This window comes from Acidovorax sp. GW821-FHT10A04, assembly GCF_059415825.1.
On sequence record NZ_JBWKNZ010000004.1, the window covers coordinates 284986 to 297084 of the forward strand.

Consider the following 12099-nt stretch of genomic DNA (forward strand, 5'->3'; position numbering starts at 1 on the left):
CGCAGCACCCCCGGCCCGGCTATCAGAATCCTGCCCAGGTCAGTTGCAGTCAGGTGCGCAGTGCCTGCCGGGCCTGTGCCGGCGTCACGCCGATGGCGCGGCGGAACGCAGCCCCCAGATGGCTCTGGCTGCTGTAGCCCAGGTCGTGCGCCAGCGCAGCCAGGTCGGCCTCGCCCTCCTCCAGGCGCTGCAGTGCCGCGGCCAGCCGCAGTTGCTCGCGGTAGGCGTGCAGGCCCAGGCCGGTATGGGTACGGAACAGGCGCGCGAGGTGGAAGTAGGAGCAGCACGCCGCATCGGCCACGTCGTGCAGCGACCAGTGAAGGCCATCGGCAGACGCGGTGCGCGTGGCCATGAAGCGCCTTGCACGGGCCACCGCCACATGGGCCATGGCACTGTCGCACAACACCCCCTGCCCGAGCACGGGCTCTTCGACCTGCTCTCGCCCCTGCGCCAGTGCGCGCCAGTGCAGGCGCAGCTGCCAGAGGGCCCGGGGTGGCAGCATCCAGGCGAGTGCATGGCCGGGGCTGCCGGCCGATGGGGCGCCCGGCTGCATGCTGACCACCATGTGGCTGCGCGGCGCGGGCTGCCACTCATGGATACGGTAGGGCAGCCCGGTGGGCAGGGCCACCACGGTCAGCCCGTCGAGCAGCACCTGCCGCCCCTCCAGGTGGAACTCGGACACGCCGCACACCGGGAAGACCCAGCGCGGCGTAGCCACCTGGTAGACGGCGCCGCCGGCATGGGCCACGCCCGCGGGCTTGACCACCCGCTCCACCCGCCACGCAGCGGTGTCGGCGTAGAGGATGCGGTCCTGCGGCATGGACGGGGCCGTGTGGGCGCGCTAGCGGCCCTTGCGGCCGGCCGAGGGCTTGGCCGAGCCGGTCACACGCGGTGGCAGGCCGGTGTGCTGCGTGAGCATGCGGCCCTTTTGCGGCTGCGTGGACTTGAGCGCCACGCCCTGTGAGGACTTGGATGCCGTCGCCGGAGTGGCCGCCTTGGCACCGCCGGGCGTGGAGTTCTTGCGCCGCGCACTCTGGTAACCGCCATCCGTGAGCGGCTGGAAGGTCGGGATCAGGTGGTGCTTGCCATTGCCGATCAGGTCGGCGCGGCCCATGGCCTTGAGCGCGTCGCGCAGCAGCGGCCAGTTGTTCGGGTCGTGGTAGCGCAGGAAGGCCTTGTGCAGGCGGCGGCGCTTTTCGCCGCGCACGATGTCCACGCCCTCGCTGTCGCGCGTGATCTTGCGCAGCGGGTTCTTGTTGCTGTGGTACATGGCCGTGGCCGTGGCCATGGGGCTCGGGTAGAAGGTCTGCACCTGGTCGGCGCGGAAACCGTTCTTCTTGAGCCAGATGGCGAGGTTCATCATGTCCTCGTCGCTGGTGCCCGGGTGCGCGGCGATGAAGTACGGGATCAGGAACTGCTTCTTGCCCGCCTCTTCACTGAACTTCTCGAACATCTGCTTGAACTTGTCATAGCTGCCGATGCCCGGCTTCATCATCTTCGTGAGCGGGCCCTGCTCGGTGTGTTCGGGCGCGATCTTGAGGTAGCCACCCACGTGGTGCTGCACCAGCTCCTTGACGTACTCAGGGCTCTTGACGGCCAGGTCGTAGCGCAGGCCCGAGCCGATCAGGATCTTCTTGATGCCCTTGAGCGCGCGGCCGCGGCGGTAGATCTTGATCAGCGGGTCGTGGTTGGTGCCCAGGTTGGAGCAGATGCCCGGGTACACGCAGCTCGGCTTGCGGCAGGCGGCCTCGATCTCGGGGCTCTTGCAGCCCAGGCGGTACATGTTGGCCGTGGGGCCGCCCAGGTCCGAGATGGTGCCGGTGAAGCCGCTCACCTTGTCGCGGATGTCCTCGATCTCCTGGATGATGGAATCCTCGGAGCGGCTCTGGATGATGCGGCCCTCGTGCTCGGTGATGGAGCAGAAGGTGCAGCCGCCGAAGCAGCCGCGCATGATGTTGACCGAAAAGCGGATCATCTCCCACGCCGGGATCTTGGTCGCGCCTTCGTGGCTACCGTTCTCGTCGGCATAGCTCGGGTGCGGGCCGCGGGCGTAGGTCAGGTCGAACACGTAGTCCATCTCGGCCGTGGTCAGCGGGATGGGCGGCGGGTTGATCCACACGTCGCGCGCGGTCACGCCCTCGCCATGCGCCTGCACCAGGGCCCGGGCATTGCCGGGGTTGGTCTCCAGGTGCAGCACGCGGTTGGCGTGGGCATACAGCACCGGGTCGCTCTTGACCTGCTCGTAGCTCGGCAAACGGATCACGCTGCGGTCGCGCGGCGGCACCTTGAGCTTGGCCTTGAGCGCCGGGTTGGCCACGAACAGCATGGGCCGGATGGCGGGGTTGGGCTCGGCCGCAGCGGCTGCGCCGGCCTCGGCATCCAGGGTCCCATCTTCCTTGCTACAGGTGCTGCCCTGGGCGGCGGCCTGCTCGCTGGTGGTCATGTAGGGGTTGATGTGCGCCTCGACCCGGCCCGGCTCGTCCACGCTGGTGGAGTCGATCTCGAACCAGCCCTTGCCGGTTTCGTCGTCGGAGCGGCGCACGAAGGCCGTGCCGCGCACGTCAGTGATCTGCTCCACGGGCTCGCGCGCGGCCAGGCGGTGCGCCACCTCGACCAGAGCGCGCTCGGCATTGCCGTACAGCAGCAGGTCGCACTTGGCATCGACCACGACCGAGCGGCGCACCTTGTCGCTCCAGTAGTCGTAGTGGGCGATGCGGCGCAGGCTGCCTTCGATGCCGCCCAGGATGATGGGCACGTCCTTGTACGCCTCGCGGCAGCGCTGGCTGTAGACGATGGCCGCACGGTCGGGGCGCTTGCCGCCGATGTCACCCGGGGTGTAGGCGTCATCGCTGCGGATCTTGCGGTCCGCCGTGTAGCGGTTGATCATGGAATCCATGTTGCCCGCGGTCACGCCCCAGAACAGGTTGGGCTTGCCCAGCGCCTTGAAGGGCTCGGCGCTCTGCCAGTCGGGCTGGGCGATGATGCCCACGCGAAAGCCCTGGGCCTCCAGCGTGCGGCCGATCACGGCCATGCCGAAGCTCGGGTGGTCCACATAGGCATCGCCCGTGACCAGGATGATGTCGCAGCTGTCCCAGCCCAGTTGCTCCATCTCGGCGCGGCTCATCGGCAGGAACTTGGCCGTGCCGAAGCGCTTCGCCCAGTAGGGGCGATAGCTGGTCAGCGGCTTGGCTGCGCGCGCGAAAAAAGAGACGTCGACGGGGGCGTTCATGTGGGGGGTGCGAGACCTCGAATGGGCGAGGCCGTTATGGATAACCCGCGATTTTACGTTGGCAAGCCCGTTTTGTCGCCCCGCATCGGTTTGTCCTACCCATTGTCCGGCCATGCCCTGGCAGATATATACTTGCCAAAGTCAATCAATTGCATGACAAAGGCAATCAATCATGAAAACCCCGACCGCCGAAGCCCCGGCAGGTGCCGTCAAGGCCGTGCGCCGTTTCAACCGCTTCTTCACGCGCCGCATCGGCGTGCTCGACCCCTACCTGGGCAGCGAGCTGTCGTTGACCGACGTGCGCGTGCTCTATGAACTGGCCCACCGCGACGCCCTGGTGGCCAGCGAACTGGCGCGCGAGCTGGGGCTGGATGGCGGCTACCTGAGCCGCATCCTGCGGCGCTTCGAGGGCGCGGGCTGGATCAGCCGGGCACCGAGCGCCAGGGATGCGCGCCAGAGCGAGCTCACGTTGACGCCTGCCGGGCATGCTGCCTTTGCGCCGCTGCAGCAGCGCTCGCGCGACGAAGCGGCCGCGCTGCTCGCCCCCCTGCCCGCCCCGCGCCAGGCAGAGCTGGTGCAGGCCATGGAGCGCATCGAAGCGCTGCTGGAGCCCGCTGCCGCCACCAGCGGGCCTGCCAGGGTGGCCGTGCTGCGCGACCCGGTGCCTGGCGACATGGGCTGGGTGGTGCAGCAGCATGGCGAAATCTATGCGCGGGAATACGGCTGGGACCTGCGCTTTGAGGCCCTGGTGGCCGATATCGCCGCGCAGTTCGTGCGCAAGTTCCAGCCTGAATGGGAAAAATGCTGGATCGCCGAGCTCGACGGCGAGCGCGTGGGCGCCATCTTCGTGGTGCGCAAATCCGCCAGCACCGCCCAACTGCGCATGCTGATCCTCTCGCCCAAGGCCCGTGGCATGGGCCTGGGAGCGCGGTTGACGGACGAATGCATCGCCTTTGCGCGTGCCAAGAGTTACAAAAAAATGGTGCTGTGGACCAACAGTTGTCTCACCACCGCACGTTCCATCTATGCCAAACGGGGTTTTGTGCTCGACAAGTCGGAGCCCTACGAGGACTTCGGGCAACAATTGGTGGGAGAAACCTGGTCGCTCAAGCTATGACCAGGGCGTGTCATCATTCATTTCGCCCCCGCGAAAGCCTGCAGCGCGGTGCAGTGCAAGGCGCCCTGAGTGCCGTGTAGCACGGCTACACAAGCGAAGGGCAACACCGCAATGTGCCGCGCCGCAGGCTTTCCCTTGGGGCTGGCCCCGGCATGCGGCGTCTGCTTTGTCGCACGGCTTGCCAATAGCCCGCTATTGGCTGCGCCGCGCTTCGCGCATCCATCCTCATGCCGGGGCCAGCGCGGGGGCGAAATGAATGATGACACGCCCTACCCCTGCCCGGACCGATGCCGTGACCACCAGCCCGCCTTCAGAACCCACCCTGCGCCTGCTCACCCCGCACGATGACCTGGAGCGGCTGACCGCGCTGATCCATGCGGCCTACGCCCCGCACGCCGCCAAGGGCCTGCGCTACTGGGCCACCCACCAGACGGTGGAGGACACGGCCAAACGCCTGGCCTCGGGCCTGGCACTGGTCATGGAAATCGAAGGTGACTATGCGGCCACGGCGACCTTGCGCGCCCCGCAACCCGAGTCCAAGGTGGCGCTGTACCGCGACAGCACGGTGTGGTCGATCACGCAGTTCTGCGTGGCGCCCCGGTTCAAGGGCCTGGGCCTGGGGAAACTGCTGCACGGGGAACTGCTGGCCAGGGCGCGCAGTGCCGGGGCCGCCACCCTGGCACTGGACACGGCCGAACCGGCCCATGCGTTGATTGCGATGTACGAATCCTGGGGCTACCGGGTGGTCGGCGAGTGCGACTGGAGGCCGCTCACCAACTACACCAGCGTGCTCATGGCACGCCCCGTGGACGCCTGAGGCACGGCTACGCCGAGCGCCAGGCGCCGATAGTTTTTACCACTCGCCCACTTCGCGCACGCGCTGGGCCAGGTCGAACTCTTCTTCCTCTTCGGAACCCGTCGCCGCGGCGCTGGTGGCCACGCTGGGCGATGGCATGGCCATGCGGGGCATGGACGATGCTGCCGACGAGGCGGCGAAGCGGCCGAACACGTGGCTGGCCAGCGTGCTGGGGAGGGAGGCGGTCAATGGCAGTGCGAACATGGCGGGTCCTTGGGTGCGAGTCGTTTGCTTGTTGTCTGCCGAGAATAGTTATCGGCTATGGGGTCAAGTGTAGGAACGCACCGCGTCTGCGCTTGTGACAGAACGCACACTTACAGGCCCAAGCCCGATCAGCGGGCGCGCGGCTGTGACAGGCGTCACATAACTGCCACCCGCGTGGGGCCCCGGGTGGTGCATTTGCGCCACAACCTGGCGGGCGGGCGACGCTGATAAGCTCGGCGCCCCATGCCACAGACCCTTGCAGCCCCCGCCCACAGCGAGCTCGTCATCAAGAAGAGCCGCTTCATCGGCTGCGTGCAGCCCATGGCCGATCGCGCCAGTGCGCAAGCGGTGGTGGACGCGCTGCGCAAGCAGCACCCGGGCGCTGCGCATGTCTGCTGGGCATTGCTGGCGGGCGGCCAATCGGCCGCGGTGGACGATGGCGAGCCGGGCGGTACCGCCGGCCGGCCCATGCTCGACGTGCTGCGCCACCAGGACCTGGAGGGGGTGCAGGCCACCGTGGTGCGCTACTTCGGCGGTGTGAAGCTGGGCGCGGGCGGGCTGGTGCGCGCCTACACCGACACCATCGCCCAGGCCTTGCTCACGGCCCCCAAGATCGTCCTGCAGCGCATGGCCACACGGCAATGCATGGTGCCGTACGCGCTGGAAGGCCTGCTGCGCCGGGAGATCGAGGCCGCAGGCGCCGAACTGGTCGATGTGCAGCACGGCACCTTGGTCACCCTGCAACTGCGGCTGCCCCAGGCCCAGGCCGACGCTTTCGTTCAGCGCATCAACGACCAGGGCCAGGGGCGCGTGGGCTGGGTGGACCCAGCCTGAACGCCGGACATGGTTGGGCAACCCGCCTACATGCGCGCGGGCCCATGCCCTGCACACTAGGCCTCAACGCAACCCTGGGAGACGCGAGACATGGGCCAGCCGCTCGACACCATCATCATCGGCGCAGGCACGGCCGGCCTGGCCGCCCTGCGCGAGGTGCGCAAACGCACCGAGCGCTACCTGATCGTCAATGACGGGCCCTGGGGCACCACCTGCGCGCGCGTGGGCTGCATGCCGTCCAAGACCTTGATCGAAGCGGCCAACGCCTTCCACCGGCGCCATGCGTTCGAGGAGTTCGGCATCCGGGGCGGCGCTGACCTGCGGGCCGACATCCCTGCCGTGCTGCAGCGCGTGCGTGCGCTGCGCGATGACTTCGTGGCCGGCGCCATGCGGGCCACCGACGACCTGGGCGGCGCCAGCCTCTCGGGCCGCGCCGTGCTGCTGGACGCCCACACGGTGGATGTGGGCGGCATCCACTACCACGCCGACAGCATCATCCTCGCCACCGGCTCCAGACCCGTGGTTCCCGAGGAATGGCTGGCCTTTGGCGACCGCATCCTGACCACCGACACCCTGTTCGAGCAGCCCACCCTGGGGCCGCGCGTGGCCGTGATCGGCATGGGCGCCATCGGCGTGGAGCTGTCGCAGGCCCTGGCGCGCCTGGGCCTGGAAGTGGCGGCCTTCACCACCGGCCATGCCCTGGGTGGCCTGAGCGACCCGACCCTGAACGCTGAACTGGCGGCACTGTTGAAAAAGGAAATGGTGCTGCACACCCATGCCAAGGCCGAGTTGCGCGAAGTACCCGGCGGCATCGAGGTCAGCAGCGGCGCCAACCGCGTGGTGGTGGATCAAGTGATCGCCGCCATGGGCCGCACGCCCAACATCGAGCACCTGGGGCTGGAGACCCTGGGCGAACCGCTGGATGAACGCGGCAGGCCCCGGGTGGACCGGCAGACCCAGCAGATCGGCCAGCTGCACGTGTTCCTGGCGGGCGATGCCAACGACGATGCGGCGCTGCTGCACGAGGGCGCGGACGAAGGCCACATCGCCGGCATGAACGCGCTGGCAGCCGAGCCCACGCGCTTCGTGCGCCGCACCCCGCTGTCCATCGTGTTCTCGGACCCCAACATCGCAGTCGTGGGCACGCCGTTCGACAAACTCGACCCAGCCCACACTGTGGTGGGCGCCGTGGACTTCGACCACCACGGCCGGGCCCGCGCCGCCCTGCGCAACCAGGGGCGCCTGTGCGTGTATGCCGACAAGGGCAATGCCCGGCTGCTGGGGGCCGAGATGTGTGCCCCCGATGGCGAGCACCTGGCACACCTGCTGGCCCTGGCCATTCAGCAAAAGCTCACGGTGCACCAATTGCTGGGCATGCCCATCTACCACCCGGTGCTGGAGGAAGGCCTGCGCACCGCCCTGCGCAATGCGGCCCGGCATCTGCCCGAGATCAGCGAATCGGACCTGGCCGCCTGCAAACCCCTGGGCGTACCCGCGCTGGAATGACAGGAGCTGCCGCCCCAGGATGTAACAGTTCGCAAACGCACTGCATTTCGGGAGCAGAATGTCGATAAATCCGGCAAGCAACGGAGAACCCCCATGGATGTCGCACTCAGCAACAGCATCGTCAGCACCGCCACGGCCCTGGCCAGCCGCGAAAATTCAGATGCCCTGAATATTCGGGTGCTCAAGAAGGCGCTGGACATCCAGGCCAACTCCGCCGCCACGCTGCTGCAGGCCCTGCCCCAACCGCCACTGGCCACCTCGGGCACGCTGGGCACCCAGCTCAATACCTTCGCCTGATCCCTCCGCCGAACTGGAATCTTCCCTTTTTCTCCAAGGTAAGCCCCTCAAAAGCCGCCCCTAGAGGCGGCATTTTTTTGGCCTGCGTCACCTGGGCCGTCACGCTGGCGCAAACCTTTCGCGGTAGCCTTTGGGCGAGACATTCAGGTGGCGCATGAACATGCGCCGCATCACTTCCTCCGAATTGAAGCCGCACTGCACGGCAATGGCCTTGTTGCTGTGCCGGTGGGCTTCAATCAGGCGGCAGGCCTTCTCCAGGCGGATGCGCTCCACCGCATGGGCCGGCGTGGTGCCGGTCTGGGCGGTGTAAAAACGCGCAAAGGTGCGCAGGGTCATGCCCATCTGGTCGGCCATGCGTGCCACGTTGAGGTCGGAGCGCAGGTGCTCGGCAATCCAGGCATGCAGCCGTGAGATGCGCTCGTCGCCTGCGGTCTGCTCCAGCAGCGCGCTGCTGAACTGCGACTGCCCGCCCGGGCGCTTGTAGAACACCACCAGTTTCTTGGCCACGGCCATCACGATGTCGCGGCCCACGTCGGCCTCGACCATGCCCAGCGCCATGTCGATGCCGGCTGTGACCCCGGCCGAGGTCCACACCCGCCCCTGGCGGAAATAAATGGCATCGGGCTGCACCGCAACGGCTGGAAATCGGGACGACAGGTGCTCGCAGGCGGCCCAGTGGGTCACCGCACCGGCGCCATCGAGCACGCCGGTGTGCGCCAGCACGAAGGCGCCCGTGCACACCGACGCCAGCCGCTCGATGCGCGGTGACGCCAGCCGGATCCACCGCGCCAGGGCGGCTGCCGCAGGCATGTCGGCGGCTTCGCACGACGGTGCCGCCGGCCGGAACACCCCGGGCCCCCCGGGCACCACCAGGGTCTGCACGGCTCGGGACAGCCGCTTCGGCAAGGGCCGCGCAAGCACCTCGACCCCGCTGGAGCTGCGGGTCGCGCCACCCTCGAGCCCGTAGACGCCCGTCTCGTACAGCGCCGGCCGGCCCGCCAGCCGAAGCTCGTCGTTGGCCGTGGCGAACACCTGCAGCGGCCCGCTCACATCGAGCAGCTGGAACTGGTCGAACACGAGGAACCAGACCTGGTGCAGGGGTTTGTCCATGGAAGTCGCGATCCGGGTTGGCAGAAATCGTGGTGCTTGCGTCCTGACGGACAAACCACCCGATCCTACAGTGGAGCCATCCCGACACCAACGAAAGCCAACACCATGAACATCGGCATGCTTGTATTCCCGGACATCACCGCCATCGACTACGTCGCGCCCGCCGACCTGCTGGTGCGCATACCCGGCGCGCAATTGCACCTGGTGTGGAAGCACACCGACCCGATCCGCACCGAGCTGGGCTGGGAATTCCGCCCCACGGCATCCTTTGACAGCTGCGGCCCACTCGACATGCTGGTGGTACCCGGCGGGCCAGGCATCGAGGCCCTGCTCAGCGACGAGGAAACCCTGGCCTTCCTGGCGCAGCAGGCTGCGGGCGCGCAGTGGATCGTGGGCATCTGCACGGGCCCGCTGGTGCTGGGTGCCGCCGGCCTGCTGCAGGGCTACCGCGCCACCTGCCACTGGGGATCGCACGCCCTGCTCTCCCTGGTGGGCGCCACGCCGGTGGACGAGCGCGTGGTGGTAGACCGCAACCGCCTCACCGGTGCCGGCATGACCTCGGGCATCGACTGCGCGCTGCAGGCCATTGCACTGGCCAGCAGCGCCGACGTGGCCCAGGGCATCCAGCTGTTTGCCGAGTACGACCCCAAGCCGCCTTTCGACACCGGATCGCCGCACAAGGCGCCCGCGCCCCTGGTGCAAGCCGCCCGGGCCCGCTTGCACCCCATCGTGGAACGGCGCCGCGCCTTGCTCACCGAGCGCCAGGCCGCCTGATCCGACACAACGCCCCTTGCCAGAGAGAGAAACAACGCCATGCTCCACCCTGATGCCCCCCTCGCCCTGTCCCGCCGCCGCTGCCTGCAGGTGGCGCTGCTGGCACTGCCCCTGTCGGCCGCCGCGCAAACCTACAGCGGCCCCATCCGCATGCTGGTGGGCTACCCACCCGGTGGCCCGGCCGATACGGCGGCACGCATCGTGGCCGAAAAGCTGGCCGTGCAACTGGGCCAGCCCGTGCTGGTGGACAACAAGCCCGGCGCGGGTGGTCAGATTGCGGCCCAGGCGCTCAAGGCGGCGCCTGCGGACGGGTCGGTGGTCTTCCTGAGCAACACGCACACGGTGGCCATGGTGCCGCTGACCATGAAGGCGCCGGGATTTGCGCCCACCACCGACTTCCGGCCCCTGGGCGCAGTGGCCAACTTCGAACTGGCGCTGGCCGTGCACCCCAAGACCGGGGCGAGCAATCTGGCGGAACTGGGCACCTGGTTCGCCAGCCGCCGCAGCGACGCCAGCATCGGCGTGCCGGCGCCGGCGTCCGCGCCGGAGTTCATCGCTGGCGAAGTGGCGCGCCACCTCAAGGCCGACATCGTGCCCGTGGCCTATCGCGGCGCCACGCCCATGGTGACCGACCTGCTGGCAGGGCAGATTTCGGCAGGTGTGTCAGGCATCTCGGACTTCCTGCAGCACCAGAAGGCGGGCAAGCTGCGCATTCTGGCGGTCAGCCGCGCCACCCCCTTGCTGCCCGGCGTGCCCTCCTTCGCACAGGCGGGCCTTGCGAGCCTGGATGCAACCAGCGACTTCCTGGGCCTGTACGCCCCCGCCGGGCTCCAGGATGCGACCGTGGCGCGCTACAACACGGCGTTGAACCAGGTGCTGGCCCTGCCCGAGGTGGTGGCCAAGCTGCAGGCCAGCGCCATGACGCCGGCCGCAGGCACACCCGCCGAGCAGGCCCAGCGCCTGGCGCAGGTGTCCAAAGCCCTGGGGGCGCTGGTCGCGCAAAGCGGGTTCGTGCCCCAGTAAGCGGTCTGGGTGCATTGCTTGGCCGGACATGCGCAGGCTGCTACAAAGGAGTGCCCGCACCACCACCCGCCTTTGAGCCTTGCATGTCCCCAGCACCCCATTCCACTGATCCCCTTTGCTCCGCCCATGACCGTGGCATCCTGCAGGTGCCCTACCTCAAGCGCTGCTGGTCCAGCCTCATGGCGGCGCGCCAGGGCAAGGCGGGAACAGGCATGCAGGAGGCGCACCGCACCCAGGTCGTTCTGGCCGCCATGGGCCTGGGGCTGGAGCAGGCCATGCAGCACGTGCTGCGCGAGGCACCGGATTTCGCCGGTTTCGAAGACTGGATCGTGCACACCGCGGGAGCCCCCGATGCCGCCACCGTGGCGCGCATCCAGGCATTGGTCGATGGGGGCCCGCAACCCGACGCCATCCTGGAGCTGCATGCCCGGATCGACGCCATGCCGCCCGTGCTCGGCGCGGCCGACCTGGCCCATTGGGAAGAACATGGCTACGTGGTCCTGCGGCAGGCCGTGCCGGCCGATGACAGCGCGGCTGCCGCGCAGGTGGTGTGGGATGCCGTGGGCGCCACCCCGGGCGATGTGGACTCCTGGTACCCGAACGCCCCGCGCAATGTCATGGTGCAGCTGTTCCAGCACCCGGCCTTCGAGAAAAACCGCCGTTCGCTGCGCATCCACAAGGCCTTTGCCCAGCTGTGGGGCACAGCCGACCTGTGGCGCAGCACGGACCGCTGCGGCTTCAATCCGCCCGAGCGCCCAGGCCATACCTACAGCGCCCAGGGCATGCATTGGGACGTGAGCCTGGCGCAGCCGATACCGTTCTGCACGCAGGGCATCCTCTACCTCACGGACACATTGCCGGAACAGGGCGGCCTGACCGTGGTGCCCGGCTTCCACCGCCGGGTGGGTCCGTGGCTGGCCAGCCTGCCGCCGGGTGCCGACCCGCGCCGCCAGGACTTCAACGCCCTTGGCGCCCGCCCCATCGGTGCGGGAGCGGGCGATCTGGTGATCTGGCACCAGGCCCTGCCCCACGGGCCCAGCCCGAATCGGGCCACCCAACCCCGCTTGGTGCAGTACATCAACATGTTCCCGGCAGAGGTACCGGCCAGCGACGACTGGGTGTGACCATCCGGCAAGGGCCGCCCCTCCC

At 68.5% G+C, this 12099-nt stretch carries 12 protein-coding genes; 8 read left to right on the top strand and 4 right to left on the bottom strand.

All coding sequences use genetic code 11. The features are described from left to right. Nucleotides 1-49: 49 nt before the first annotated feature. Entirely contained in the window at nt 50-820 is a 771-nt protein-coding gene (locus AC07PF_RS11475) for a helix-turn-helix transcriptional regulator (protein ID WP_494611916.1), read from the bottom strand. Between the two features lie 21 nt (nt 821-841). Further along, entirely contained in the window at nt 842-3229 is a 2388-nt protein-coding gene (locus AC07PF_RS11480) for a YgiQ family radical SAM protein (RefSeq protein WP_494611917.1), read from the bottom strand. A 172-nt stretch (nt 3230-3401) separates the two neighbouring features. Between AC07PF_RS11480 and AC07PF_RS11485 the strand changes: the two genes are divergently transcribed. Then, nucleotides 3402-4346: a bifunctional helix-turn-helix transcriptional regulator/GNAT family N-acetyltransferase gene (locus AC07PF_RS11485; RefSeq protein ID WP_007858680.1), complete on the top strand. Its 945-nt coding sequence runs from the start codon at nt 3402-3404 to the stop codon at nt 4344-4346. A gap of 259 nt (nt 4347-4605) precedes the next feature. Then, nucleotides 4606-5163 (top strand): GNAT family N-acetyltransferase, encoded by a 558-nt coding sequence (locus AC07PF_RS11490; RefSeq protein WP_494611918.1) that lies wholly within the window; start codon nt 4606-4608, stop codon nt 5161-5163. Between the two features lie 36 nt (nt 5164-5199). On the opposite strand, the gene AC07PF_RS11495 is transcribed toward AC07PF_RS11490, so the two are convergent. Beyond that, complete coding sequence (locus tag AC07PF_RS11495) at nt 5200-5406, bottom strand: hypothetical protein (protein WP_494611919.1); 207 nt, start codon at nt 5404-5406, stop codon at nt 5200-5202. A 243-nt stretch (nt 5407-5649) separates the two neighbouring features. Between AC07PF_RS11495 and AC07PF_RS11500 the strand changes: the two genes are divergently transcribed. The 3 genes from AC07PF_RS11500 to AC07PF_RS11510 all read left to right on the top strand — a co-directional run bounded on the left by AC07PF_RS11500 (nt 5650) and on the right by AC07PF_RS11510 (nt 8043). Next, nucleotides 5650-6240, top strand: a complete 591-nt coding sequence (locus AC07PF_RS11500; RefSeq protein ID WP_494611920.1) for an IMPACT family protein — start codon at nt 5650-5652, stop codon at nt 6238-6240. 90 nt (nt 6241-6330) lie between these two features. Further along, entirely contained in the window at nt 6331-7746 is a 1416-nt protein-coding gene (locus AC07PF_RS11505) for a dihydrolipoyl dehydrogenase (protein ID WP_494611921.1), read from the top strand. A 93-nt stretch (nt 7747-7839) separates the two neighbouring features. Continuing rightward, the gene (locus tag AC07PF_RS11510) at nt 7840-8043 is read left to right on the top strand and encodes a YjfB family protein (protein ID WP_007858707.1); all 204 of its coding nucleotides are present in this window, start codon (nt 7840-7842) and stop codon (nt 8041-8043) included. Nucleotides 8044-8142: 99 nt separating this feature from the next. Here the strand turns inward: AC07PF_RS11510 and AC07PF_RS11515 are convergent, their stop codons facing one another. Continuing rightward, complete coding sequence (locus tag AC07PF_RS11515; protein WP_494611922.1) at nt 8143-9153, bottom strand: GlxA family transcriptional regulator; 1011 nt, start codon at nt 9151-9153, stop codon at nt 8143-8145. 105 nt (nt 9154-9258) lie between these two features. Between AC07PF_RS11515 and AC07PF_RS11520 the strand changes: the two genes are divergently transcribed. The 3 genes from AC07PF_RS11520 to AC07PF_RS11530 all read left to right on the top strand — a co-directional run bounded on the left by AC07PF_RS11520 (nt 9259) and on the right by AC07PF_RS11530 (nt 12074). Then, nucleotides 9259-9927, top strand: a complete 669-nt coding sequence (locus AC07PF_RS11520) for a DJ-1/PfpI family protein (protein WP_494611923.1) — start codon at nt 9259-9261, stop codon at nt 9925-9927. A gap of 39 nt (nt 9928-9966) precedes the next feature. Continuing rightward, the gene (locus tag AC07PF_RS11525) at nt 9967-10950 is read left to right on the top strand and encodes a tripartite tricarboxylate transporter substrate-binding protein (protein WP_494611924.1); all 984 of its coding nucleotides are present in this window, start codon (nt 9967-9969) and stop codon (nt 10948-10950) included. A gap of 83 nt (nt 10951-11033) precedes the next feature. Next, on the top strand, nt 11034-12074 hold the full coding sequence (locus AC07PF_RS11530) for a phytanoyl-CoA dioxygenase family protein (RefSeq protein ID WP_494611925.1): 1041 nt from the start codon (nt 11034-11036) through the stop codon (nt 12072-12074). Nucleotides 12075-12099 lie beyond the last annotated feature (25 nt).